25 protein-coding genes and 1 tRNA gene are annotated in these 23503 nt (G+C 64.3%); 13 read left to right on the top strand and 13 right to left on the bottom strand.

Going from position 1 to position 23503, the window contains the following annotated elements:
- The first annotated feature begins 15 nt into the window (after window positions 1–15).
- Both ASD22_RS03155 and ASD22_RS03160 read left to right on the top strand, forming a co-directional pair.
- Window positions 16–1305 carry an FAD-binding oxidoreductase gene (locus ASD22_RS03155; RefSeq protein WP_056078788.1) on the top strand — a complete coding sequence of 430 codons (1290 nt, stop codon included), beginning with the start codon at window positions 16–18 and terminating at the stop codon, window positions 1303–1305.
- Window positions 1302–1670: a tRNA-binding protein gene (locus tag ASD22_RS03160; protein ID WP_082520099.1), complete on the top strand. Its 369-nt coding sequence runs from the start codon at window positions 1302–1304 to the stop codon at window positions 1668–1670. The genes ASD22_RS03155 and ASD22_RS03160 overlap by 4 nt, the downstream gene beginning before the upstream one ends.
- 6 nt (window positions 1671–1676) lie before the next feature.
- Here the strand turns inward: ASD22_RS03160 and ASD22_RS03165 are convergent, their stop codons facing one another.
- Entirely contained in the window at window positions 1677–2609 is a 933-nt protein-coding gene (locus tag ASD22_RS03165; RefSeq protein WP_056078793.1) for an MBL fold metallo-hydrolase, read from the bottom strand.
- A 141-nt stretch (window positions 2610–2750) separates the two neighbouring features.
- On the opposite strand from ASD22_RS03165, the gene ASD22_RS03170 reads away from it, so the two are divergent.
- Complete coding sequence (locus ASD22_RS03170; RefSeq protein WP_235577491.1) at window positions 2751–3203, top strand: TlpA disulfide reductase family protein; 453 nt, start codon at window positions 2751–2753, stop codon at window positions 3201–3203.
- An 85-nt stretch (window positions 3204–3288) separates the two neighbouring features.
- On the opposite strand, the gene ASD22_RS03175 is transcribed toward ASD22_RS03170, so the two are convergent.
- Window positions 3289–4146 (bottom strand): sensor domain-containing diguanylate cyclase, encoded by an 858-nt coding sequence (locus ASD22_RS03175; protein WP_235577492.1) that lies wholly within the window; start codon window positions 4144–4146, stop codon window positions 3289–3291.
- 122 nt (window positions 4147–4268) lie between these two features.
- Window positions 4269–5171: a LysR family transcriptional regulator gene (locus tag ASD22_RS03180; protein WP_056078801.1), complete on the bottom strand. Its 903-nt coding sequence runs from the start codon at window positions 5169–5171 to the stop codon at window positions 4269–4271.
- 105 nt (window positions 5172–5276) lie between these two features.
- Here ASD22_RS03180 and ASD22_RS03185 point away from each other — a divergent pair, with 105 nt between their 5' ends.
- Window positions 5277–6152, top strand: coding sequence for an NmrA/HSCARG family protein (locus ASD22_RS03185; RefSeq protein WP_056078804.1), 876 nt, complete (start codon window positions 5277–5279; stop codon window positions 6150–6152).
- Between the two features lie 21 nt (window positions 6153–6173).
- On the opposite strand, the gene ASD22_RS03190 is transcribed toward ASD22_RS03185, so the two are convergent.
- Both ASD22_RS03190 and ASD22_RS03195 read right to left on the bottom strand, forming a co-directional pair.
- Window positions 6174–7196: an alpha/beta fold hydrolase gene (locus ASD22_RS03190; RefSeq protein WP_235577493.1), complete on the bottom strand. Its 1023-nt coding sequence runs from the start codon at window positions 7194–7196 to the stop codon at window positions 6174–6176.
- Window positions 7193–7750 (bottom strand): TetR/AcrR family transcriptional regulator, encoded by a 558-nt coding sequence (locus ASD22_RS03195; RefSeq protein WP_056078806.1) that lies wholly within the window; start codon window positions 7748–7750, stop codon window positions 7193–7195. The genes ASD22_RS03190 and ASD22_RS03195 overlap by 4 nt, the downstream gene beginning before the upstream one ends.
- 187 nt (window positions 7751–7937) lie before the next feature.
- On the opposite strand from ASD22_RS03195, the gene ASD22_RS03200 reads away from it, so the two are divergent.
- Window positions 7938–9041: a hypothetical protein gene (locus ASD22_RS03200; RefSeq protein WP_235577494.1), complete on the top strand. Its 1104-nt coding sequence runs from the start codon at window positions 7938–7940 to the stop codon at window positions 9039–9041.
- A 48-nt stretch (window positions 9042–9089) separates the two neighbouring features.
- On the opposite strand, the gene msrA is transcribed toward ASD22_RS03200, so the two are convergent.
- Window positions 9090–9596: a peptide-methionine (S)-S-oxide reductase MsrA gene (gene msrA, locus ASD22_RS03205; RefSeq protein WP_056078809.1), complete on the bottom strand. Its 507-nt coding sequence runs from the start codon at window positions 9594–9596 to the stop codon at window positions 9090–9092.
- Here msrA and ASD22_RS03210 point away from each other — a divergent pair.
- Window positions 9586–10338, top strand: a complete 753-nt coding sequence (locus tag ASD22_RS03210) for a TMEM175 family protein (protein WP_235577495.1) — start codon at window positions 9586–9588, stop codon at window positions 10336–10338. The genes msrA and ASD22_RS03210 overlap by 11 nt on opposite strands.
- 77 nt (window positions 10339–10415) lie before the next feature.
- On the opposite strand, the gene ASD22_RS03215 is transcribed toward ASD22_RS03210, so the two are convergent.
- On the bottom strand, window positions 10416–11183 hold the full coding sequence (locus tag ASD22_RS03215; protein ID WP_056078815.1) for an SDR family oxidoreductase: 768 nt from the start codon (window positions 11181–11183) through the stop codon (window positions 10416–10418).
- 140 nt (window positions 11184–11323) lie between these two features.
- Between ASD22_RS03215 and ASD22_RS03220 the strand changes: the two genes are divergently transcribed.
- The 5 genes from ASD22_RS03220 to ASD22_RS03240 all read left to right on the top strand — a co-directional run bounded on the left by ASD22_RS03220 (window position 11324) and on the right by ASD22_RS03240 (window position 14787).
- Window positions 11324–12226, top strand: a complete 903-nt coding sequence (locus tag ASD22_RS03220) for a LysR family transcriptional regulator (RefSeq protein ID WP_156458927.1) — start codon at window positions 11324–11326, stop codon at window positions 12224–12226.
- Between the two features lie 228 nt (window positions 12227–12454).
- Entirely contained in the window at window positions 12455–13213 is a 759-nt protein-coding gene (gene tpiA, locus ASD22_RS03225) for a triose-phosphate isomerase (RefSeq protein WP_056080872.1), read from the top strand.
- A 13-nt stretch (window positions 13214–13226) separates the two neighbouring features.
- A complete protein-coding gene (gene secG / locus ASD22_RS03230) occupies window positions 13227–13670 on the top strand; it encodes a preprotein translocase subunit SecG (protein ID WP_056078821.1) in 444 nt (147 codons plus the stop codon).
- A 24-nt stretch (window positions 13671–13694) separates the two neighbouring features.
- Window positions 13695–13779, top strand: a tRNA-Leu gene (locus tag ASD22_RS03235).
- 354 nt (window positions 13780–14133) lie between these two features.
- Entirely contained in the window at window positions 14134–14787 is a 654-nt protein-coding gene (locus ASD22_RS03240) for a response regulator (protein WP_056078824.1), read from the top strand.
- A 72-nt stretch (window positions 14788–14859) separates the two neighbouring features.
- On the opposite strand, the gene ASD22_RS03245 is transcribed toward ASD22_RS03240, so the two are convergent.
- Window positions 14860–17967, bottom strand: coding sequence for an Rne/Rng family ribonuclease (locus ASD22_RS03245; RefSeq protein ID WP_056078825.1), 3108 nt, complete (start codon window positions 17965–17967; stop codon window positions 14860–14862).
- Window positions 17968–18302: 335 nt separating this feature from the next.
- On the opposite strand from ASD22_RS03245, the gene ASD22_RS03250 reads away from it, so the two are divergent.
- Window positions 18303–19301, top strand: coding sequence for an RluA family pseudouridine synthase (locus ASD22_RS03250; RefSeq protein ID WP_082520100.1), 999 nt, complete (start codon window positions 18303–18305; stop codon window positions 19299–19301).
- Here ASD22_RS03250 and ASD22_RS03255 read toward each other — a convergent pair whose 3' ends face one another.
- On the bottom strand, window positions 19302–19643 hold the full coding sequence (locus ASD22_RS03255; protein ID WP_056078830.1) for a 4a-hydroxytetrahydrobiopterin dehydratase: 342 nt from the start codon (window positions 19641–19643) through the stop codon (window positions 19302–19304).
- 141 nt (window positions 19644–19784) lie between these two features.
- Between ASD22_RS03255 and ASD22_RS03260 the strand changes: the two genes are divergently transcribed.
- Window positions 19785–20393, top strand: a complete 609-nt coding sequence (locus tag ASD22_RS03260) for an NfuA family Fe-S biogenesis protein (RefSeq protein ID WP_056078833.1) — start codon at window positions 19785–19787, stop codon at window positions 20391–20393.
- A 75-nt stretch (window positions 20394–20468) separates the two neighbouring features.
- Here the strand turns inward: ASD22_RS03260 and ASD22_RS03265 are convergent, their stop codons facing one another.
- The 4 genes from ASD22_RS03265 to ASD22_RS03280 all read right to left on the bottom strand — a co-directional run bounded on the left by ASD22_RS03265 (window position 20469) and on the right by ASD22_RS03280 (window position 23494).
- On the bottom strand, window positions 20469–20828 hold the full coding sequence (locus ASD22_RS03265) for a cytochrome c (protein WP_056078836.1): 360 nt from the start codon (window positions 20826–20828) through the stop codon (window positions 20469–20471).
- A gap of 15 nt (window positions 20829–20843) precedes the next feature.
- Window positions 20844–21170 (bottom strand): cytochrome c, encoded by a 327-nt coding sequence (locus ASD22_RS03270; protein ID WP_007080738.1) that lies wholly within the window; start codon window positions 21168–21170, stop codon window positions 20844–20846.
- Between the two features lie 108 nt (window positions 21171–21278).
- Window positions 21279–22523: a TraB/GumN family protein gene (locus ASD22_RS03275; RefSeq protein ID WP_056078839.1), complete on the bottom strand. Its 1245-nt coding sequence runs from the start codon at window positions 22521–22523 to the stop codon at window positions 21279–21281.
- Between the two features lie 80 nt (window positions 22524–22603).
- Window positions 22604–23494, bottom strand: a complete 891-nt coding sequence (locus tag ASD22_RS03280) for a carbon-nitrogen hydrolase (RefSeq protein ID WP_056078842.1) — start codon at window positions 23492–23494, stop codon at window positions 22604–22606.
- Between the last annotated feature and the right edge of the window lie 9 nt (window positions 23495–23503).

Genomic DNA, 23503 nt, shown 5'->3' on the forward strand with positions numbered 1-23503 from the left:
TTGTAGGGTGACGCCATGCCCGACGGCCTGCCAACCTCCTATTACCGCGCCACCGCCACGGCGTATGCGCCGTATCCAACGTTGCATGGCTCGCATGAGGCGAACGTGGTCGTCGTGGGTGGCGGCTACGCGGGGCTGAATACCGCGCTGGGCCTGGCCGAGCGCGACGTGCGCGGAGTGATGTTGCTGGAGCGCGAGCAGGTCGGCTTCGGTGCGTCCGGACGCAACGGCGGTTTCGTTTTTGCCGGTTATTCGCTGGGCGAGCAGAGCCTGCTCGATCAATCGGGTGCGCCGCGTGCCCGCGCATTGTTTGCGCTGACCACCGCAGCAGTGCAGCGCATCCGTCGACGTATCGCGCAATACGACATTGCTTGCGACGTGGTGGACGAGGGCGTGATCTGGGCCAACTGGTTTCGCGACCCGTCCATCCTGCGTCGACGCCAGCAGTTGCTTGCCGATCACTACGACGTGCACTGGGAGACCCTGTCGCCGACGCAGCTGCGCCAGATGGTCGACAGCGCGCGGTACCACGGCGGGCTGTACGAATCCGATGCCTTGCATCTGCATCCGCTCAATTACGCGACCGGGTTGGCGCGTGCGGCGGCGAGCCGTGGCGTGACCCTGCACGAAAACAGCGGTGCGCTGCAGGTGCGCCGTGAGGGTTCGCGCTGGCGTGTCGATACGGCGCACGGCAGCGTGCTCGCCGATCAGCTGGTGCTGGCCTGTGGCGGTTATCTGGCGGGGCTCGAAGAATCGATTGATCGCGCGATCCTGCCGATCGCCACCTATGTCATGGTGACCGAGCCGCTGGGCGAACGGCTGCAAACCTGTCTGCGGACCCGGGCGGCGGTGTACGACACCCGGTTTGCGTTCGACTACTATCGACCACTGCCCGACACGCGCCTGCTGTGGGGCGCTCGCATCTCGATTCGCGAACGTTCCGCGCGTGCCATAGAACAGCTTCTCACCGCTGACATGCTGCGGGTGTTTCCCCAACTGCGGGGCGTGCGCATCGATTACGCGTGGTCGGGCCTGATGAGCTACGCGAGACACCAGATGCCCCAGATCGGTGGCAATACGGAAGGTTTGTGGTGGGCGCAGGCGTTCGGTGGGCACGGGCTGGCGCCAACCTGCGCCGCCGGCGAACTGCTTGCTGCCGCCATCGCGCACGGCGACGAGAGCTGGAAACAATTCCGCGATTACGGATTGCGCAGCACACATCGCCCCTGGGGCTACCTGGGGGCGCAAACCCACTACTGGTGGCAGCAAAGCCGCGACTGGTTGAAGAGTGAGCTGGAACGATGAGCGATATGGGGCAACAAATCGCGCGCGCCCCCGGCGCCGAAATATCCTGGGCGGACTTCGAAAAGGTCGTCATGGTTGCGGGCACGGTCACGCGGGTGGAGGCATTTCCGGAAGCGCGCAAGCCTGCGTGGAAGGTCTGGGTGGATTTCGGCCCGTACGGCGAGCGTAAAACCAGTGCGCAAATCGTGGCGCTCTACGGCGCCGCGGAGCTGGTCGGCCGGCAAATCGTGGGCGTCGTCAATTTCCCCGAAAAGCAGATAGGCCCGTTCCGTTCGCAGTTCCTGTTGACCGGTTTTGCGACGGAGCAGGGCGTGGTGATCACCACGCTGGAGAGGCCGGTGCCCAACGGTACGCGAATGGCTTGAGCGGATTCAGTGCCGCGCTTGCCGATCCAGCCACACCAGCAATCCTTGCGCGTTGAGTTCGATATCCATGCCCAGCAGCTCGCACAGCGTTGCGCGGCTGCCGGTCCAGCCGTGCGCGGCGGCGTGTTGGGCGTAAAGATCGGTGAGAGCCTCCATCAGGCGCGCTTGCCGGTCGGGCAACTCGCCTGTCGATCGGGCCAGCGCCACCATGGCGTCGATCCGGCGGTGCAGATCGTCGGCAAGTTTTTCCACCTGCTCGACCGCGCCGTAGTGGGTGAGATGGATCGCCTCCGGTTGCAGGGCGATCAAACGATGTAGCGATGCATGCAATGCCTCGGGGTCGAATTGCACCGGCGACGTGGTGGGAATGACGAACGGTCCGTTGGCGGTATCGAACTCGCGATAACTGAGGCCGAACGTATCGCCGCTGAAGCAGCGGTTGGAGCGCTCGTCGTAAACGCACAGGTGGTGTTTCGCGTGGCCGGGCGTATCCAGGCAGCGCAGCGGTCGCCCCGCCAGGTCGATCATGTGGTTGTCCGGCGCTTCCACCACGCGCTCCAACGGGACGGGCTGCAGCCGGCCATAGGTCTGCTCCATCACCGCCTCCCCATAGACCGCGCTGGCGCCGGCCCAGAGTTGCGCGGGGTCGATCATGTGGCGTGCGCCGCGCGGGTGCACGGCCAGGCGTGCGTGGGGCAGTTGCGCCATCAATGCACCGGCGCCGCCGGCATGGTCCAGATGGACGTGGGTGAGGATCAGCCAGTCCACATCATCCGCCGTGAGGCCTGCCTGGCGCAGTGCGTCGAGCATGCGCGGCACGGCGAAATTCGTGCCGCAATCGATAAACGCGCCGCGTCCGTTTTCCACGATCAGGTAGGCGGCATCGAAACGCGGGCGCACGAAACCGGTGTCGATGGTGTGGATGCCGTGGACTGTCATGGTGCCTCCCGATGCTTGTCGGGGCAGGTTAGCAAGTTGCCGCGTGGGGATCATCCGCCGCGCGTGCAGCGCGTAAACTGTGATGTCATGCAGTCTCGACAGGAGAAGGGTATGACCTCGCCCATGGCGCCCGCGTGGCAGGTGTCGCGCTGGTTCAACAGTGAACCGCTGGCCCTGGCCGACCTGCGCGGAAGGGTCGTGTTGCTGCATGCGTTCCAGATGTTGTGCCCCGCCTGCGCCATGCAGGCGCTGCCGCAGATGCAACGTGTACGGCGCGCCTTTGCGGATGAGCGCCTCGCCGTCGTGGGATTGCACACCGTGTTCGAACATCACGACGCGCAGGGTCCGGTTTCGCTGGCGGCCTTCCTGCATGAGTATCGCTACGACTTTCCGGTGGGCGTGGACGCACACGATGAGGGCGACCCGTTGCCCCGGACGATGCGCAGCTATGCCATGCAAGGTACGCCAACCCTGGTTCTGATCGACGCGGAAGGACGTTTGCGTCAGCAGCATTTCGGTGTGGCGGATGATCTTGCGCTGGGCGCCAGCATCGGACGGCTTCTGGCCGAATTGCCTGTGGCGGCCGACGCCTGAGTTCCGCGCAACGCCATCGCGGCGGAACAATTCAGATGAGGTCGTTTGCCCGAGTCAGCGCCGGTGCCGTTGTGCGACGTTCCGCTCAACCGGGCAACGATCGTTGTCGCTTGGCGGCGTACATGGTGCGGTCGGCGTGGGCCAGGAGGCTGTCCGCGTCGGTGCCATCCGTGGGGAAACGGGCGATGCCGATGCTGACGTCCAGCAGGAACGGGCCATCGGGCAGGCTGAAAGGTTGCGTGAGGCGAGCGCGCAATGAATCGGCTACCCGCTGGGCCGAAGCCGTGTCGTGGCAAGCGGGAAGCAGCGCCACAAACTCGTCGCCGCCGATGCGGGCCAACACGTCGTCGGGATGGATGCTCTCTTGCAGGCGCACGGCGACGTCGCGCAACAGTTGGTCGCCGGCATCATGTCCGGCGCGATCGTTGGCAAACTTGAAGCCATCCAGGTCGAGGTAAAGCAGCGTGAAGCCGTGATCGGCGTGCGCGGCGTGGTCGATGGCGGAGCGGATTTCCGTGCGCAGGCGATCACGGTTGGCCAGACCGGTCAGGGAGTCGTGGTTCGCGCGATATTCCAGTTCGCGTTCCAGACGCCGCAGCTCAGTCACTTCGCGGCCGACACCGATACGCACGTGATGGTCGGGCAGCCAGCGCGCGGACCACTGGATGTCCACGTCATGGCCGTCCTTGTGGATGTAGCGGTTGCGAAAGTGGCGCTGCAGTTCGCCTGCCATGACCGATTCGGCCTGTCTGGCGGTGGCGTCGCGGTCGTCGGGATGGACCAGGTCGAAGATCAGCCGGCCGAGCACCTCGTCGGGCATGTAGCCGAAAATGCGCTGGAAACTGGCATTGACGAACAGGAAACGTCCATCGACGTCGACCACGCACACGGCATCGGGCATCAGGTCGAGTACGTCGGCAAGGGGCGGTAACGTCGGAGTCATCAATCTGCGTTGGTGGCATGCCCGGCGGCGACATGACGTCGCCGTTGCATGGATATCGAAATTACCAGAATCCTCTTCCTTCGCGGTGAAGTCGCTTCCGGCGGGTTGTCGATGCACAGGCATCAGCTTGCATGGGTGAGCCCGGCGAAGGCGGCGGGCGAGGCGTTCTCGAACCGCTCCAGCAGCAGCTTCACGAACGCCGAGACGCGCGCGCTCACATGCCGATGCGAGGGGTACAGCGCCCACACCTCCACCGGATGGGCGGCGAGCACGCCCCAGACGATCAGGCGACCGGCGTCGATATCGGCTTGTACCAGCGAGCGCGGCATGGCGGCCGCACCGATGCCGGCAATGACTGCATCGCGGATCATCGACATCGACGACAGCCGCAATACCGTACGGGTCGCGATGCTGCGCACGCCGCGCGCGCGGCTGAGCTGCCAGGAGGCGTCGGCCGGCGTGCGCGACAACGTGATGACCGGCACCGCGGCGTCAGCTCGTTTTGTCGGCAGAGGCAGCGACGGCGTGGCCACTGCCACCATCACGTCGCGCAGGAAGCATCGGCCGGACAACTCGGTTGAAGGGTCGGGGTTGGCGCGGATGATCAGGTCGAAATCGTCATCCACGGGATCGACGAAGCGGTCTTCCGCCACCACCTCCAGTTGTACCTGCGGATAGGCGAGGGCGTAATCCGCGGCGATGCGGCCCAGGCCGCGCTGCCCGAACAGTACCGGCGCGCTGACCCGCAGCCGGCCGCGTGGCGTGCTGACCCCACGCCGCAGCGCATCGCCCACTTCGTCGATGTGTTCCAGCAGCGACTGGGTGCGCTCCTGCAGCTCGCGCCCTTCCATCGTCAGGCGCAAGGTGTGGCCGCCACGCTCGAACAGACGCACACCCAGCGCGTCCTCGAGCTGGCGCACGCGACGCGAGAGCGTGGCCTTGGGGCGGCCGGTGATCCGCGCGGCGCGACCGAAGCCGCCATGTCGCGCCACGTCGTTGAAATCGGCCAGGGCGAGGAGATCCATGGGTGTTCCATGAGTGAGACGGGATGTCCAGATTATGCGGCTATCGCGGGTTTCCATGAAACACCAGGATGTGGCTCCCACATCCACAGAGACAGGAGACACCTCATGAACATTCTGGTCACGGGCAGTACCGGCACCATTGGCAGCTTGGTCGTACAAGGGTTGGCGGCACAGGGCGCCAGCGTCCATGCGCTGACGCGCAACCCCGACAAGGCGTCGTTTCCCGCCGGCGTCACCGCCGTCAAGGGCGACATGACCGACATCCCCTCGATGCGGGCCGCATTGAAACAGGTCGATATGCTGTTTCTGCTCAACGCCGTGGTCGCCGACGAGGTGACCCAGGCGATCGGTACCCTGAGCCTGGCGCGCGAGGCGGGTATCGAACGCATCGTCTATCTGTCGGTGCTCAACAGCGATACGTATACCGACGTGCCGCATTTCACCGGCAAGTACACGGTGGAACGGATGATCGAACAGCTCGACTTGCCGGTGACGGTGCTGCGCCCTTCGTACTTCATGCAGAACGACGCCAGGCTCAGGGACGGCTTGTTGCAGGGGCGCTACGGCATGCCGGTGGGCGACGTCGGGATATCGATGGTCGATGTGCGTGACATCGCCGAGATCGCGGTCGCCGCGCTGCTGCGCCGCGCGAATGCGCCGACGCCGCTGCCGCGCGAGGTGATCGAAATCGTGGGGCCGGATGTATTGACCGGCGATGCGCTGGCAACGCTCTGGTCCGGTGTGCTGGGCAAGCCGATAACGTACGCGGGCAATGACCTCGCTGCGTTCGAAGGTTTCATGGCCGGGATCATGCCTTCGTGGTCGGCCTACGACCTGCGCCTGATGCTCGCGCGATTCCATGTCGATGGCATGCTCGGCAAACCGCTTGCGATGAAAACACTTGCAGGGCTGCTTGGCCATCCGCCCCGTCGCTATCGTGATTTCGCCGCCGAGCTGGCGCTGGCCTGGCAGGCGGACTGAACGGCACGAGGCCGCTGGCGGTCATCCGGCGGCCTCGTCCGAGGTTTGGAAGAAGGCTGCCAGCTCGGAGGCTACGGCGGCGGGCTGTTCCTCCGGCATGAAATGACCGCAGTTGGCGATCCTGCCTCCGCGTACGTCTTCGGCAAATGCTCTTAACGGTGCGGCCATATCGGGGATCGAACCCTGATCCGCACTCAGGGCCAGCACGGGCATCGCGAGTTTCCCCGTGGCGGCGAATGCGCGGTTCTGGCGTGCGGATTCGGGCGTTGCCCGGTAATAGGCCAGGCCGGAGCGCAGTCCACCGGGTAGCGTGAAGACGCGCAGGTACTCATCCAGATCCTGTTCGCTGAAAACCGACGGATCGGCCGCCTTTCGACGCAGAAACCAGGCCAGGTATTCGCGCTCGTGGCCGGCGATCAGCATCTCGGGCAAATCCGGAATCACATGGAAGGCGAAGTGCCAGGTGCGCCACGCCTGTTCCGGCGCTACCGGCAGGCGATCAGGCAAGGTCACACCCGGGATGCCGGCGTCGAGCAGTGCCAGCGCCCGTACTTCACTGCCGTAGCGGGCGGCAAGCGGGTAGGCGACCCAGGCGCCCACATCATGCGCGGCCAGGCCATAGCGATTGACCCCGAGCTGTTGCAGCAGCGCGTGCACCTTCGCTGCCAGCGCGCCGGTATCGTAACCACCGTCGGGTCGGTCGGAATCACCTTGTCCGGGCAGGTCGATCGCGATCACGTCGTGGGTCGATGCCAGGCACGGCATGACCTGGCGCCATGCATACCAGCTCTGCGGAAAGCCGGCCAGAAGGACGATGGTGTCGCCCCCTGGCCGCCCGCCGCGGACGTAATGCAGCCGAACGCCGTCGACGTTTGCGAACCGGTGGACAAAGCCCGGCGACGACAGCTCGGGCCTCGCGCTCGACGGAAAATCAGGCAACCGTTCTCCAGCCTGTGCATTGTTGTCTTCCCGGTCTTTCATCATGGATTCCTCTACCAATGCAAAAAGGAAATGTTCATTTCCTAATAAGTCAAAAAAAATCAATCGAGGACTTTCAGGGCGAGCGAGACCAGCGCGTTCATGTCGTCGTGCGATCGCCCGGTCTTGCCGACGACGCGCATGCCCTGCAGGACGCACAGCATCAGTCGACCGGCCGCTGCACTGTCCAGATCCGCCCGGATCGATCCATCCGCCTGACCATCGCGGATGGTGCGGACGAGCAGTCGTTCATTGCGGGCATAGGCGGCTCGCACGCGCCGTGCAGTGTCCGCGTCCATGGTTGCCAGCTCGGTCGCGCTACCGGCCACCATGCAACCCTGCTTTCCCTCTGATCCGGAGGATGCCGCGGCGTAGAGGCCAAGCAACTCCCCGAGCTGCTCACGCCCGTTGCCCGCATGGCGCAGGGCAAGATGGCGCATGGCGTCCCTTTCCTCGACATAACGGTCGAAGGCGGCCAGGAATATCCCGCGCTTGTCCTTGAACGCCTTGTAGATACTGCCCGCGACCAGCCCGGTGGCCTGGGTGAGATCGGCAATCGTCGTTGCGTTGTAACCACGCTCGCGGAAAACCCGGACTGCTCCGTCCAGGGCCTTGGCCATGTCGAATTCTCGCGGCCGTCCGCGTCCTCGGGGGCGCGTGGTCCTAGGTGGATTGGATGGACTCATGCCGTCATTTTGGAATGGATCGTTTCCAAAATCAATGGCGACCGGCAGGCGATGGATCCGGACGGATATTCACTCTCGAGACATTCAGCAACCCACACACTGGAGGGCCTGATCCCGAGTCATGCAAGTGCACCGCAATCCCGGCCCCATTTCGATTGTCCGCCACGCCGCGCGCTGTGCCGCGCTGCTGTGCGTGCTGTTGCTCCTGTCTGTCGCGATGCCCGCGTTCGGCAGCGCGTCGACCGGCCGCGGAAAGCCACTGAAGATCGACGTCGTCCGCGATCGGCTGACGCTGTCATTGACGCATTACCCGCAGGTGTATCTGCATGGCGAGATCGATGCCGGTGCGCCACAGCGGTTCGCGGCGCTGGTTGCGTCCGGTCGCATCGAAAGGGGTTCGGACGTCTATCTCAACGCGCGCGGCGCTGACCGCGCTGCCGGCATGGCGTTGGGCAGGATGTTTCGCGCTGGCGGCATGGCCACGCATCTGGGTACGCCACGGCAGCCGAAGTGGGCGAGCGTCGAGGCCAAGACGGCTATCTGCATGGATGCCTGTCTTTACGCCTATCTCGGTGGCCTGTATCGCTGGGTGCCCAGCGGGCGCGATCGTATCGGATTCAGCTCGCCACAGACGCAGGCCACGCGCCACTCACCCGATGCCGTCACTTATCTGAAAGCGATGGGGATCAAGGATGAAATGCTTGGCAGCGAGGCGTGGCTGACGGCCGAGAAGATGACCGCGTCTGGCCTGGCCAACAATGGCCGGCTGCCGACGACGGCCACTTATGATTTGTCCAGGCCTGCGCCACGACTGGATTTGCGCCTGGCGGATCGCAAGGGAACGCACCGGCTCACGGTCCAGTGCCAACCGGGCAAGACCACGGTGACGGCGTATGACGAAGTGGGCATCGCGCGTGCGCGGCAAATCGCCTTGCGTGGTGGTAGTTCCTATTTTCAGCTCGGCGACGAAAAGCGGTTGAGCCAGCCACGCGGCGGCGCGCAGGCGATGGGCAACGCGCTGGTGATCCGCCGTGATCTGCCGCCTGCCGATCTGGTGGATCTGATATCGGCGTGGTCGGTCGGCGCATGGGTCGGCGGCCGCAGCGATGCCTTCCGTGATGGCTTCACCATGCCGTTGCAGCCGGTGCGCGCACAGCTCAAGGTTTTCTACTACACCTGCTGGCGCGTTGCGCCATGGCCAGCGCGGCCCAAGAAGGCGCACTGAAAGCTGTTGTCCCGCGAGCGGGACGACAACGCTTGGCGACGTCGTGCTTCAGGCGCGCCGCGGCAATATCCAGTCCGGCCGGATGAAGTGGCAGGTGTAGCCGGTGGGGAAGTGTTCGAGATAGTCCTGGTGTTCGGGCTCGGCTTCCCAGAAGTCACCCGCGGGCGCCAGCTCGGTCACGACCTTGCCCGGCCACAAGCCGGACGCGTCGACGTCGGCCATGGTGTCTTCGGCCACTTCCTTCTGCGCTTCGCTGGTGTAGAAGATGGCCGACCGGTAGCTGGTACCCCGGTCGTTTCCCTGCCGATTGATGGTGCTGGGGTCGTGGATCTGGAAGAAGAACTCCAGCAGGGTACGGTAGCTGATGACCTGCGGATCGAACACGATCTCGATGGCCTCGGCATGGGTGCCGTGATGGCGATACGTCGCGTTCGGCACGTCGCCGCCGGAATAACCCACGCGGGTGGAGACGACGCCGGGCTGGCGGCGCAGAAGATCCTGCATGCCCCAGAAACAGCCGCCGGCAAGAATGGCGCGATCAGTGGTGGCTGTCATCGAAATCTCCGGTGGTTGGTGTGCGGTTGAAGATGGGGATGATGCGCGGCTTTGTCGAGTGGTGGAACGACAGGCAGACCCATCCAACGTTTGCCGTGCAACCGCGTCGTTCCTGAGGCAAGCTTTGCCGCCTGGGGGCCGTCGGGCGCCCAACGGGGATCGACACATGGGCAAGGGGCGGTTGGAAGCGTTCAGCGACGGCGTCATCGCGATCATCATCACCATCATGGTGCTGGAGCTGAAAGTGCCTGAAAGCCATGCGCTGGCATCGCTCGCGCCGCTGGCTCCGGTTCTGCTCAGCTACGTGTTGAGCTTCGTGTACGTGGGCATTTACTGGAACAACCATCACCACATGCTCTCGACCGTGCACCGCATATCGGGGCGTGTGCTGTGGGCGAACCTGCACCTGCTGTTCTGGCTGTCGTTGCTTCCATTCACCACGGCCTGGATGGGCGAAAACCACTTCGCCGCGTCGCCGACGGCCGTCTATGGCGTGGTGCTGTTGATGGCGGCGGTCGCCTATTGGCTGCTGCAGCGCACGCTTATCGTGGCTGATGGCCGCGACGCCGTGCTCGCCACGGCGATCGGGTCGGATTGGAAGGGCAAACTGTCGCCACTGCTCTATCTGACGGGCATCGCGTTGACGTTCTGGCGGCCGTGGGCGGGCCAGGCCATGTACGTGTTGGCGGCGTTGTTGTGGCTGATTCCGGATCGCCGCATCGAACGTGCCAGCAACGCCTGAGCGCCAGCTCCCTCCGTGGAGCTGGCGGTGTCACGACGGTGGTGTCATGACTGGCGCCGTGGAACTTCCGCCGATGGTTACAGGAACATGCCGCCCGAGGCCTCGATCCGCTGGCCATTGATCCAGCCATTGGCGGACGTCAGCAACGACGCCACCACTCCGCCGATATCGTCCGCTTCGCCAACCCGACCCAAGGCGGTCTGCGAGGCCACGAAAGCATTCAACTGCGCGTTGTCGCGCACTGCGCCGCCACCAAAATCGGTGGCGATGGCGCCAGGCGCCAGCGTATTCACGGTGATACCGCGCGGGCCCAGTTCCTTGGCCAGGTAGCGCGCGAGTACCTCGATGGCGCCTTTCATCGCCGCATAAGCGGTATAGCCGGGCAGGGTGAATCGCGTCAGGCCGCTGGAGACGTTGAGAATGCGTCCGCCGTCGGCGATCAGCGGCAACAGCTTCTGGGTGAGGAAAAACACGCCCTTGAAGTGCACGTCGACCAGTTCGTCGAACTGCGCTTCCGTCGTTTCGGCAAAGCTGACGTGCCCGCCGGTACCCGCGTTGTTGACGAGAAAGTCGAACTGCTGGCGCTGCCAGCGGCTTTCGAGCACCTCGCCCACCTGTTGGGCGAAGGCATCGAAGCGCCGGCTGTCGGCCATGTCGAGCGCCAGCGCCACTGCCCGCCGGCCCATGGCCTCGACCTGCGCCACGACGGCCTCGGCTTCGGTGCGATTGGTGCGGTAGGTGATGATGACGTCGGTGCCTTGTTCGGCCAATTTCAGTGCGGCGTTCCTGCCCAGGCCGCGACTGCCGCCGGTGATGAGGGCGATGGAAGGTGCGTGGCGAGTCATGGTTGTCTCCGATCAGATGTGGGAGAGGCGACTTTATTGATCGACAGACAAGGGATAAATTGGCATTAATTGATTTGTATGTTTGTCATTTTTGAACAATAGGTGCCTGGTCAGGCCTCGGTACCTCCACGGGAAAGCGCGTGAACAAACTCGATGCGATGCGGATATTCCTGCGGGTGGCGGAAATGGCCAGCTTCACGCGCGCCGCCGAGAGCCTGGCGATGCCCAAGGCCAGCGCGTCCATGGCCGTGCAGCAGTTGGAAAGCCTGCTCGGCACACGGCTGCTGCACCGGACGACGCGCAAGGTCAGCCTGACCCATGACGGCCAGGCCTTCTACGAGCGCAGCAAGGACCTGTTGGGGGACATGGACGAGCTGCAGTCAATGTTCCAGCAAGGTGGTCAATCGCTGCGCGGGCGCTTGCGGGTGGACATGTCCACCGGCATGGCGTGCAACATCGTGATCAGGCGATTGCCGGAATTCCTGCAGGCGCATCCATCGATCGAGTTGGAGTTGAGCAGCACCGATCGCGTGGTCGACCTGGTGCGCGAGGGTTTCGACTGCGTGTTGCGCGCCGGCCCGTTGGCGGAAAACAACCTCGTGGCCCGTCCGCTCGGCAACCTGCGCGTCATCAATTGCGCCAGCCCCGATTATTTGCGCCGCCACGGCACGCCGCAAACGCTGGAGGATCTCTCGGCACATCGGCTGATCCACTACGCATCCACGCTGGGCAGCAAACCAGCAGGCTGGGAATATCCCACCGCCACCGGATACGCGTGCCTGCCGATGGAGGGCGTGCTGACGGTCAACAACACCGAGGCCTATACGACGGCCTGCCTGGCCGGGTTGGGGCTGATCCAGTCACCCATTGCAAGCCTGCAACCGTGGATCGAGCAGGGACAACTGGTGGAAGTGCTGCCGCAATTTCCAGCCGAACCGATGCCGTTGTCGATCCTGTACGCCAACCGCCGCAACCTGCCCAGCAGGGTTCGCGAATTCATGGGGTGGCTGGAAGGTTTGCTGGCGCCTTATCTGCGGTTGTGACGGTCAACGCGTTGCTGGCCCCGGTCCCGACACGCGTTGCTGGCCCTCGCCGATCACGGTCTCTCACGACTCGCGATCGCACACAAATGTGAATTGGTATGGTCCGATGGTGCCCGTGGTATCAATTTATAGGCAAAGTGGTACTGGATTGTGGCAGGCGGCATGACCAGTTTGCCGGGGGGCAGGGGCATCAGTAAGCTTGCCGCTCGCTCGCCTATGAAGCAGACCATGCGCAGAAAACTTGTGGCCGGAAACTGGAAGATGTACGGCAGTCGCTCGATGGCCTCGGACCTGGCCGGCGCCATTGCCGCCAGCATGCCGGCCGACATCGATGTAGCCGTGTTTCCCCCGTATCCATACATCAACACCTTGAGCGAACAACTCGTCGGCACGGCCCTGCAATTGGGTGCGCAGGACGTGAGCGAGCATGAAGGACAGGGCGCCTATACCGGCGAGGTAAGCGCCGCGATGCTGGCGGAAGTCGGCGTGGACTATGTCTTGGTGGGTCATTCGGAGCGCCGCCGCTATCACGGCGAAAGCAACGAATGCGTCGCGCGAAAATTCGCGGCCGCGAGGGCGGGAGGGCTCACCCCCATCCTTTGTGTCGGTGAAACCCGCCAGCAGCGTGACAGTGGTGAAACCGAAAACGTCATCGGCGAACAACTCGAAGCGGTCCTGCGACTCAACGGCATTGCGAGTTTCGACACGGCGCTGGTCGGGTACGAACCGGTGTGGGCGATCGGCTCCGGCGAGACGGCAACGCCGCAACAGGCGCAGGACGTTCACGCGTTCATTCGTAGCAAACTCGAAAAAGAAGATGTTACAATCGCCCGTCTGACTAGGCTGCTTTATGGCGGCAGCGTCACCGCGGTCAACGCCGCAAAGCTGTTTGCGCAACCGGACGTCGATGGCGGGTTGGTAGGCGGCGCAGCCTTGACTGCAACCGACTTCCTAGACATCTGCGCCGCGGCGCATCAAGCGCCATAGGTTCCGAGAAATCATGTTCGTCATCTTCAGCGTCTTCTACATCCTGGTCGCGGCGGCAATGACCGTGCTGATCCTGTTGCAAAACGGTCAGGGCGCCAGTGCCGGCTCCGGTTTCGGCGGCGGTGCCTCTGCCACCGTATTCGGTGCGCGCGGTTCGGCCAACTTCCTGACCCGGGCCACCGGTGCGCTCGCCGCGGTGTTTTTTGCCCTCAGTCTGGGCATGGGTGTTTACCTGAACTACAACGGCAACGCTCATCAGGATGCCGTCGATCTTGGCGTGATGTCCGGCGTGGCCACCAAGCCCGCTGAAGTACCCGCCAGCAAGACAGCCGTCAGCTCGGAAGTGCCGCAAGCCACCTCGCCGGCCACGGCCGTACCCGAGGCCACAACGGCTCCCGCCGGCAACCAAGGCGAAATACCGGCTGCACCCCAGCCGAAACCTGCGACAAAACCCTGAAAAGGGCGCGGTAGAAACACACCTGCCCAGGTGGCGGAATTGGTAGACGCACTACCTTGAGGTGGTAGCGACGAGAGTCGTAGGGGTTCGAGTCCCCTCTTGGGCACCATTTGGTACTTTCGCAGCAGACTGCTGCGGAATGGAAAAACCCGCCGCTCGGCGGGTTTTTTTTATGCTGCCGCCATCGTCTTTTGGTATCCAACCGGGGATCCGGATGCCATCGACGGCTTGCAGGCCAGACATTCCCGCACGGTATGCCAGGGCGAGCGCTTACATAAGAGGTAAGGGTGGGCGTGGCAAATTTTGGCGATCGATTTACCGCAGCGATGATTGGCGGGGATGCCAGATCACGGTGCGTGGCGTCGGCAGGTGGCTGCCTGTTTTCGTGGGCGGCGCCTTCATGGCTTGCAATGATTTGTTCAGCAGCCTAATTTCACTAAGCCTAACCAGGGAGGGGCACGCGGTGATCAATGTCATATTGGTGGACGATCATGAGCTGGTGCGCACCGGCTTCCGGATGATTTTGCAGCAGCAGTCGGACATCTGTATCCAGGGCGAAGCGGGAAATGCGGAAGACGGCTTGCGATTGATTCGCACGCTGAAGCCGGACATCGCGCTGGTGGACGTCCATATGCAGGGCATGAGCGGCATCGAACTTACCGAGCGCGTCAATCGCGCGAAGATGTCGACCCGCATCGTGGTGGTCACCGTGGTTGATGACGCGCGTTTTCCGAAACGGTTGCTGGACGCGGGGGCGCTGGGCTACCTCACCAAGGGATGCAGGGCCGAGGAGCTGGTTACCGCCATTCGCCAGGTCTCGACCGGCAGGCGCTACCTGGCGCCTGCCGTGGCGCAACAGCTGGCGCTGGCGACTCTCGATGGCAGCACCTCGCCATTCGACGCATTGTCCAGCCGCGAGCTGGAGGTGGCAATGATGCTGGTGTGCGGCAAGCCGCTGACCCTGATCGGCGAGCAGCTCAACCTGAGCCCGAAAACCGTGTCGACGTACAAGCAGCGCCTGATGGAAAAGCTGCGGGTGGATCACGTGCTCAACCTGGCACACCTGATGACGGTGCATGGTTTGATCGACAATCCGGGCCACGCCATCGGCGGTTGATCGCAGACGACGTGGTGCAAAAAAAGCCGGGCATTGCCCGGCTTTTTTTGTTTACCCAGCTGTGCCGCGGGTTCAGTCGGCTTGCGGCTGTCCGGCTGGACGATTGGTCTCGGTCGTGCTGATGTCGTGGCTTTCGGAAGCAGCACGATTGGCTGACAGCAGGTCACCTTGTTCCGGTGCCGGGATCGCGGGTGCGGGTGACAGCTCTACCACTTTCGGCGCGACCTCCTCGGCGGCGACCGCGATCGTCGGTTTTGGTGTGGGTGCCGGCGTGGAGACGGTGGCGAACGCGACATCCTCACGACGCGGTCCGTTGATCGCAGCTGCCACGGCCGCTACCAGTGGTGTGTGGACACCGGGCGTCGTGACGGTGTTCGTCTTCTCGCTTGCGGCTGCTTCTTGCGCTGGCTGCCTGGCAGGCGCCTGTGCGGGTGCGTCGGCCGATGCGATCGATGCCGGGATGGCAGCAGCCACCGGCGACGCTACCGACGGTGCGACAGGCGAAGCCTTGACCACGATATCGGCGTCGTCTGGCGCAGCGGCCGAGTCCGCCATGGGGGCGGGAATCGGCGGGAGCGGCGGCAGCTCGAGTTCGGTGACGGCCGCTGCGGCGGCGACGGGTGCAGCGCGATCCTGCTCCGTGATGTTGCCGGATGCGTTGGCGACGACAGCGGCGGTGGCCGCTACGGTGACGTTGGACGGTTCCACCACGACGCGGCGTGCGGGTTCGTCGGTGGCCGCCGTGTCGACGACTGCCTTTGGCGCGTTCTGCACGGGCGTTGTGGGCTTCGACTTCTCGGTGCCAACATCGCTGGCTGCGTCGTCGCGGTCCTCATCGTCGATGGATGGCACCTGGGTTTCCGTGCCACCAGCGGCAACCGTCGTTTCGTCGTGCCGGCGCCGACGACGACCACCGCGGCGACCCCGGCGGCGGCGGGACGGGCTGCCATCGGCATCGAGCGATTCTTCGGCTTCCGGGGCGACCGAAGTCACAGCCGGGGCGAGCTGCTTCGCTTCCAGCGCGGCGTCGGCGAGCGGTGCGGCTTCCAGTGGCTCGGCAACGGCTGGGCGCGGCTGGCGCTCGGGCTTGGCCTGCGGCTGGGCGTTGGGGCGCGGGGTGACGGCCGCGGCGCTTTCCGTGGCAGCCGGACGTGGCGGACGCGGTTGGCGGGCCGGGGCGGCATTCTGCGCCGGCTGCGATTGCCGGGGCTGACCGGACTCGCTGTTGCGTTGGCGGTTGCCCTTGGGCTGTTGTGACGAGGAGGATTTGGCCGCTGACGGCGATGCGCCGTCACGGCGGGACTGACGTGCCGGCGTGCCGTTCTGCTGGGCAGGCTGCCCCGAACGGCCGCGGCCGGAACGCTCGTCGCGACGGTTGTTGCGATCGGCGCCGCTGGCCGCGGATTTTTCGGCCGACTTTTCCACCGGCGCCGCTTCCATGCTGCTGCGGAACCAGCCCAGCATGCGCGCCATCAGGCCGCCAGTGGGTGCTGTGGTCGGCGATGGCTTGGCGCGTGCCGTCGATTTGGATGCTGGTGCCGCAGCAACGGGAGCCGGCGCGATTTCCTCGCGGATGGGTGCCGGGCTGGCGGGCATGATGCCGCTGACGGCCGGCTGTTCGCTGCTGCCCAGGGTCTGGCCCATTTTCGGTAATTCGGTGGCAGCGACTGCAGTGAGGCGCTCGTAGCTGGGCTTGCTGTGCTCGCCCATCTCCGCTTCCTTGATGCGCATGATCTCGATGTGCGGCGTTTCCAGCTTGTCGTCGGCCACCACAACCACGTGCACTTTGTGGCGCAGTTCGATCTCCACCACGCTGGCGCGCTTTTCGTTGAGCAGGAAGTTGGCGACGGCCGGCGGCGCCTGCACCAGCACCTGGCCGGTGTTGTCCTTCATCGCATGCTCTTCGATCAGGCGCAGGGTCGACAGCGACAGCGATTCCACGCCGCGGATGTGGCCATGGCCCTCACAACGCGGGCAGACGATCTCGCTGGCTTCGCCCAGGCTCGGGCGCAGGCGCTGACGCGACATTTCCAGCAAACCGAAGCGAGAGATGCGACCGATCTGCACGCGCGCGCGGTCGAGCTTCAGCGCCTCCTTCAGGCGGTCTTCCACCTCACGCTGATGCCGCGGGCTGTCCATGTCGATGAAATCGATCACGATCAGGCCACCGGCGTCGCGGATGCGCGCCTGGCGGGCGATTTCCACCGCGGCCTCGCAGTTGGTGTTGAACGCAGTGTCCTCGATGTCGCTGCCCTTGGTCGCCTTCGACGAGTTGATGTCGATGGCGGTGAGCGCCTCGGTCTGGTCGATCACGATCGAACCGCCGGAGGGCAGGCGTACCTGGCGATCGAACGCGCTCTCGATCTGGGTCTCGATCTGGTAGCGGGTGAACAGCGGGGTGTCGTCGCGGTACAGCTTCAGCTTGCGCAGGGCGTTGGGCATGACCTGCTGCATGAAATCGCGGGCATCGTTGTACAGCGATTCCTCGTCGATCAGGATCTCGCCGATGTCGCTGCGCAGGTAGTCGCGCAGGGCGCGGATGAACAGCTTCGATTCCTGGTAGATCAGGAACGGTGCCTTCTGCTTGCTGGCGGCTTCGGAGATCGATTTCCACAGCTGCAGCAGATAATCCAGATCCCACTGCAGTTCTTCGGCGTCGCGGCCGAGGCCGGCGGTGCGCACGATCAGGCCGACATCGTCGGGTACGGTGACGTGCTCCAGCGCTTCCTTCAGTGCCTGCCGGTCTTCACCCTCGATACGGCGCGAGACCCCACCGGCCTTCGGGTTGTTCGGCATCAGCACCATGTAGCGGCCGGCGAGGCTGATGAAGGTGGTCAGGGCGGCGCCCTTGTTGCCGCGCTCTTCCTTCTCGACCTGGACGACGACTTCCTGGCCTTCCTTCAGCAACTCACGGATGTTGGACTTGTGCGGGTCCAGGCCGGCGGTGAAGTACTCGCGGGAGATTTCCTTCAGCGGCAGGAAGCCGTGGCGTTCGGCGCCGTACTCGACGAAGCAGGCTTCAAGTGAAGCCTCAACCCGCGTGATGCGACCCTTGTAAATATTGGATTTTTTCTGTTCCCGCGAAGGGATTTCGATATCCAGGTCGTACAGGTTCTGGCCATCGACAATGGCCACGCGCAACTCTTCACGCTGAGTCGCGTTGATCAACATACGTTTCATGGTGGATTTCCTCGGCCTGCCGCGCGTCGCGTGCCGCGGTGGCGCCTCAATGGCGGCCTGCCGGGGATCGCGCCGCAGCGGTAAAGCGGCAAAATGACGGCACCGTTCCCGGTGTCGGGGATGATTCGATCTACTTGCGTTGTCGTATCCGATACCACATGGCATCGGACAAACAACAACCCAACCGTTACGATGAAAGGGAGATCGTGGTCGGTGCCGAACGGGCAACCGCCGCCATCCTCGCCGACGTTGCGGGTGGGCCACCTCTCCCGAGCCATGTATCGGCGGGCCAAGTGGACGCCCGCCGAGTATCCTATTTAAGCAGGTTTTTTTCAATGCAAACGGTAACTTCCCCCGATGCACCTCAAGGTGTGCGTCAAGTCGTGGTTGGCCCCGAACGGGATGGCCAACGAATCGACAATGCGTTGATGACCCTGCTCAAAGGCGTTCCCAAGAGCATGATCTACCGGCTGCTGCGTACCGGCCAGGTGCGCGTCAACGGCAAGCGGGCCAAGCCGGATACGCGTCTCGCGGACGGTGATACGCTGCGCATCCCTCCGGTCCGGGTGGCCGAGCGTGAGGAAGGCCGGGCACCAGCCACTGGTCTGGTGGCCTCGGTGGCCGATGCGATCCTGTTCGAAGACAAACACTTTCTGGTGATCGACAAACCCTCCGGCGTGGCCAGCCACGGCGGCAGCGGTGTCAGCCATGGCGCCATTGAACTGCTGCGCGCGGCCCGGCCACAGGAACACCTGGAACTGGTGCACCGGCTCGACCGCGATACCAGCGGCGTGTTGGTTTTTGCCCGCACGCGCGCCGGCCTGACCGGCTTGCAGGCGCTGATTCGTGCCGGCGAGGTCACCAAACAATACCTGTGCCTGATGCTCGGGCACCCGTCCAAGGCGAAGTTCGACGTGAATGCGCCGCTGCTGAAGTCGGTGCTGCAAGGGGGCGAGCGGATGGTGCGGGTGGCTGAAAGCGGCAAGCCGTCGCTGACGTTCTTCCGCGAAATGGAGCAGTACCCGGGCGCGCGCCTGATGCAGGCCACGCTGGGCACCGGTCGCACGCACCAGATCCGCGTGCATGCCGCGCATATCGGCCATCCGCTGGCGGGCGACCCGAAATACGGCGACCGGGAGATGAACAAGCGTTTCCGCGAAATGGGCCTGCAGCGCCTGTTCCTGCACGCGGCGCACCTCAGTTTCGAGCTGGACGGGCGCTCGTACAGTTTTTCCACGCCGTTGCCGGACGACCTGAAGGCCTTTCTCGACGTGCTGGCCGTCAAGGGCAAGCGGCTGGTCTATACCCGCGACAAGTCGCGTACGGATATCTGATCAGCGCTCAAGCAGCGCCTCGACCCGCGCCGCGCAGATGAAATCGTTCATCGACAGTCCGCCCACATCGTGGGTCGACCACGTCAGCTGGCAGTGGCCGTAGCCGGCCTCGAGATCGGGATGGTGGTCTTCCTGGTTGGCCATGAAGCCGACGGCGGCGATGAAGCCCAGCGTGTGGTGGAAGTCGTCAAAGCGGAAATCCTTGGTGATGGCCGTTCCATCGTCGAGGAGTTTCCAGCCGGGCAGTTGCTGCAACAACTCCGCCGTCTGTGACGCGTCTACCGCATCCGCCTTTCCCTTGCGCGGCTGGCAATGCTGCGCGGACAAATGGTTCGCTTTCATGCGCTACTCCGGGGATCCGTGGTGAAGCCATGCAGCGTTGATGTTGCCGCCTGAAAAGTCAAAGCCGCGCGTGCAGGTGGAAACTGGACTAAAATGGTGCTGATTAGCCGCAACAGCGGCGCAAGCTTTGGCGGAGTGGGCATGATCGACATCTCGGAACGCGCACAGCAGCATTTCCTGCGCCTTCTTTCACAACAGGGTATCGACGATTTGAGCATTCGCCTGCGCGTTACGGCGCCAGGCACACCGGCGGCGAACTGCGAGCTGGAGTTCTGCGAGCCGATCGACCTGATCGGCGGCGAATGGACCATCGAGTGCGCCGGTTTCAACTTCCATATCGACGGTGACAGTGCGCGCTGGCTGGACAACGCCACCATCGATTTCGAACCGACCTCCACCGGCGGCCAGCTCAACATCCGTGCGCCGATGATCAAGGGGCATGTGCCAGGCGTGGAAGCCGGCCTGATCGAGCGTGTGCGTTATGTGCTGGAAGCGGAGGTGAACCCGAAGCTGGCGTCACACGGCGGCCGTGTCAGCCTGCTGGAAATCGATGCCGATGGCGTGGTGTTGCTGCAGTTCGGCGGCGGTTGCCACGGTTGCGGCATGGTCGATGTGACGCTGAAGCAGGGTGTGGAAAAGACCTTGCGCGAGCGGGTGCCCGAGATCACCGCCGTACGCGATGCTACCGATCACGCGGGTGGCGAAAAGCCGTATTACCGCAAGCACGAGGGTACATCCGCCGCGGTGTGAGCCAGGTTGACGCTGTTCTGCCCGGAAACAAAAAGCCCGCCGAAGCGGGCTTTTTTCGATCGTGGATCGAGTGGCTCAGTTGTCGCCCTGTAGGTGACCCTTGAGCGTATCCAGCTTGCTCGGCAGGCCGGCGAAGTACGCGGACACATCCGCAATATCCTGGTCGGACAGTGTGGAAACCATGCCCTTCATGATCGGGTTGTTGCGTTGGCCGCTCTTGTATTCGTGCAGCACGTGGGAAAGGTACAGCTGGTACTGACCGGCCAGGCGCGGATATTGCGGATCAACCGCGTTGCCGTCGGTGCCGTGGCAGGCGAAACAGGTAGCGGCCTTTTCCTTGCCATTCGCCGCGTTGCCCGCGTCAGCGGCCAGCAACGATGTGGAGGCGAACGCCAGGACGGCGCCGAATGAAAGCAGAATGCGTGCATGTTTCATGCGGAAGTCCCTGACTTATTTGCTGGCGAGGCTGGAGAGATAGGCGGCGATGTTCTGGATGTCCGTATCGGACAAGCTCTCGGCCTGGGCATCCATCGTGGGATGGACGCGATCGCCACTCTTGTACCCGTGCAGGGCATTGACGATGTATTGCTCATTCTGCCCAGCAATCTTGGGCACCGGATATTGCGGATAAGCATTGGTGTAACCGGGTACGCCATGGCAGCCGGCGCAGGTGTAAACCAGTTTGCGGCCGGCGGCCTTGTCGCCCTCGGCATGTGCGCTGGTGGCGGCAAAAAGAGTGGTCGCCACGGCCAGGCCGAGCAATTGCAGTCGAGTCATCGAATTCGTTCCCACGGGTGCGACGGTGTGGAGTGTATGCAACCGGCCAAGTATAGACGTTGCGTTGACGCGGGGACAACACGAGTACGTCGGCGCCTGCCTGACTGCTCAGACCAGACTCTTGAAAATATGGATGCCGGCGCTGTACTCGCCGATGATCGTGCCCACGCTGACGAGAAAGAAATTCAGCAGCGTGCGGGCGACACGATTTTTCCACCAACCGCTCCAGTGCACGATGTCGTCGCGCAGGGTATCGAAATCGACCACGCGTGGACGCCGCACCCAGGCCTCGGCCATCGCGCTGATGCCGCCGGCGGGAATGCCTGGGCGGAACGGTTTGATCGGCGCGGCGATGAAGGCCGCCACGATGCTCAGCGGGTGCCCGCCCGCGACCAGTGCGCCGAGCGCGGCGAAGCCCCCGGTGAACAACACCCAGTCACGCAACGCCTGCGCGCCCAGCGCCGTATTGCGATGGAAGGCGTAGCCGATGGCGGCAAACACCAGCAACACCAGCGCCACCGCCAACCATTTCGGCCAGCGTGCCTTGGGCGGCGTGGTGGCCAGCTCCATGACCTTGGCGGAGGGCTCATCCTGCTGCGTGCGCAACTGCTCGCACAGTCCCTTGAGGTGTCCGGCGCCGATGACCACCAGCACGCGCCGCGCCGGGGTTTCCGATGCCGATGAACGCGCCGACTCCTGCCGCAGCCGCGCGGCCATGAACGCGTCGCGCTCACCGATCAGGCTGTCGTACAGCGGCTTGGACTCGCTGGCGAATTCGCTGAAGGCGCTCTCCAGCAAATCGCCCTGTTTCAGCTTCTCGATCTCGACCTGCTCGATCTGCTCGCGCTCGAACACGCTGGCCAGCAAGCCGCCGAGCAAGCCGAAGCGCTGCCAGAAACCCACGCTGCGCCAGGCGCGTTTCAGCGTGGTGCCCACCTCACGGTCGATCAGCCACAGCGGCAACTGGCGTTGTTCGGCGCCATCCATCGCCGCCTTCATTTCCGCGCCGGGCTGGATGCCGGACTGGTCGGCCAGCCGTTTCTGGAAGGTGGACAGCACCAGGCTGGCGGCCACCATGCCGGCCTTTCCCTGGCGGATCACCTTGAACAGATCCATCTGCTTGAACGCTTCGGGATCGCGCATGCCCTGGGCACGGCTCTCGCAGAGTTCCACGGCGACCGCATCGAAGCTCTCGTGCGCCAGCATCGCCTCGACCGCCTCCATGCTGCTGCGCGATACGTGCGCGGTGCCCAGCACCACGTATTCCACGCCGCCGCGGATCACCCGCTCGACGGGCTGGTCCTGCAACGCCAACGGCGCGGATAACGTGGAATCGGTTTCAGGAACACTCATGCGTCAGCAGGCCGGTCGGGGTGAAGTTCAAGCATGGGGATGACCGGCATGCGGAACAAGCGGAGTGAAGTGGCGCCGGCTCAATCACGGAAGCGCTTGAGCAGGTCGGCGTAGGCATCGATGCGGCGGTCGCGCAGGAATGGCCAGATACGGCGCACATGTTCGCTGCGTTGCAGGTCGATGTCGGCCAGCAGCAGCTCGCGCTGGTCGGTGCCCGCCTGTGCCAGGAATTCGCCCTGCGGCCCGGCCACGAAGCTGTTGCCCCAGAACTGGATGCCCGCGCCGACGCCACTCGGGTCGGCCTCGTAACCCGTGCGGTTGCACGCCAGCAGCGGCAGGCCGTTGGCCACGGCGTGGCCGCGCTGCACCGTGATCCAGGCGTCGCGCTGGCGATCCTTTTCCGGCTGCTCGTCGGTGGGGTCCCAGCCGATGGCGGTGGGGTAGAGCAGCAGTTCGGCGCCGGCCAGCGCCATCAGGCGCGCCGCTTCGGGATACCACTGATCCCAGCACACCAGTACGCCGAGCCGGCCCACCGAGGTGTCGATCGGATCGAAACCCAGGTCGCCCGGGGTGAAGTAGAACTTTTCGTAGAACGCCGGATCGTCCGGGATGTGCATCTTGCGGTACTTGCCGGCGATCTCGGCGGAGCGGTCGAACACCACCGCCGTGTTGTGATACAGGCCGGCGGCGCGCTTCTCGAACAGCGACGCCACCACCACCAGCTGCAGCTCCTGCGCCAGCTTGCCGATGCGCGCGGTGCCGGGGCCAGGAATGGTTTCGGCCTGGTCGAAGACCTCCACCGATTCGCGCTGGCAGAAATACGGGCCGTTGTGCAGCTCCTGCAGCAACACGAGTTCTGCGCCGGCGCCGGCCGCTTCGCGAAGGCCGGCTTCGATGGCATCGAGGTTGGCGTCGCGGCTGCCGCGGTCGGTTTCCTGCAGCAGCGCGACCTTGAGGGTCTTGCGGGTCATGGGATGTCC

The organism is Rhodanobacter sp. Root480 (assembly GCF_001426645.1).
GTDB classification, from domain to species: domain Bacteria; phylum Pseudomonadota; class Gammaproteobacteria; order Xanthomonadales; family Rhodanobacteraceae; genus Rhodanobacter; species Rhodanobacter ginsenosidimutans.

Coding starts and splice junctions, on each gene's coding strand:
- secG (WP_056078821.1), top strand. CDS start 13,227: ATGTTCGTCATCTTCAGCGTCTTCTACATCCTGGTCGCGGCGGCAATG.
- ASD22_RS03180 (WP_056078801.1), bottom strand. CDS start 5,171: ATGGATCTCCTCGCCCTGGCCGATTTCAACGACGTGGCGCGACATGGC.
- ASD22_RS03265 (WP_056078836.1), bottom strand. CDS start 20,828: ATGAAACATGCACGCATTCTGCTTTCATTCGGCGCCGTCCTGGCGTTC.
- ASD22_RS03200 (WP_235577494.1), top strand. CDS start 7,938: ATGCAAGTGCACCGCAATCCCGGCCCCATTTCGATTGTCCGCCACGCC.
- ASD22_RS03250 (WP_082520100.1), top strand. CDS start 18,303: ATGCAAACGGTAACTTCCCCCGATGCACCTCAAGGTGTGCGTCAAGTC.
- ASD22_RS03155 (WP_056078788.1), top strand. CDS start 16: ATGCCCGACGGCCTGCCAACCTCCTATTACCGCGCCACCGCCACGGCG.
- ASD22_RS03255 (WP_056078830.1), bottom strand. CDS start 19,643: ATGAAAGCGAACCATTTGTCCGCGCAGCATTGCCAGCCGCGCAAGGGA.
- tpiA (WP_056080872.1), top strand. CDS start 12,455: ATGCGCAGAAAACTTGTGGCCGGAAACTGGAAGATGTACGGCAGTCGC.
- ASD22_RS03280 (WP_056078842.1), bottom strand. CDS start 23,494: ATGACCCGCAAGACCCTCAAGGTCGCGCTGCTGCAGGAAACCGACCGC.
- ASD22_RS03185 (WP_056078804.1), top strand. CDS start 5,277: ATGAACATTCTGGTCACGGGCAGTACCGGCACCATTGGCAGCTTGGTC.
- ASD22_RS03270 (WP_007080738.1), bottom strand. CDS start 21,170: ATGACTCGACTGCAATTGCTCGGCCTGGCCGTGGCGACCACTCTTTTT.
- ASD22_RS03245 (WP_056078825.1), bottom strand. CDS start 17,967: ATGAAACGTATGTTGATCAACGCGACTCAGCGTGAAGAGTTGCGCGTG.
- ASD22_RS03175 (WP_235577492.1), bottom strand. CDS start 4,146: ATGACTCCGACGTTACCGCCCCTTGCCGACGTACTCGACCTGATGCCC.
- ASD22_RS03260 (WP_056078833.1), top strand. CDS start 19,785: ATGATCGACATCTCGGAACGCGCACAGCAGCATTTCCTGCGCCTTCTT.
- msrA (WP_056078809.1), bottom strand. CDS start 9,596: ATGACAGCCACCACTGATCGCGCCATTCTTGCCGGCGGCTGTTTCTGG.
- ASD22_RS03215 (WP_056078815.1), bottom strand. CDS start 11,183: ATGACTCGCCACGCACCTTCCATCGCCCTCATCACCGGCGGCAGTCGC.
- ASD22_RS03275 (WP_056078839.1), bottom strand. CDS start 22,523: ATGAGTGTTCCTGAAACCGATTCCACGTTATCCGCGCCGTTGGCGTTG.
- ASD22_RS03165 (WP_056078793.1), bottom strand. CDS start 2,609: ATGACAGTCCACGGCATCCACACCATCGACACCGGTTTCGTGCGCCCG.
- ASD22_RS03160 (WP_082520099.1), top strand. CDS start 1,302: ATGAGCGATATGGGGCAACAAATCGCGCGCGCCCCCGGCGCCGAAATA.
- ASD22_RS03195 (WP_056078806.1), bottom strand. CDS start 7,750: ATGGCCAAGGCCCTGGACGGAGCAGTCCGGGTTTTCCGCGAGCGTGGT.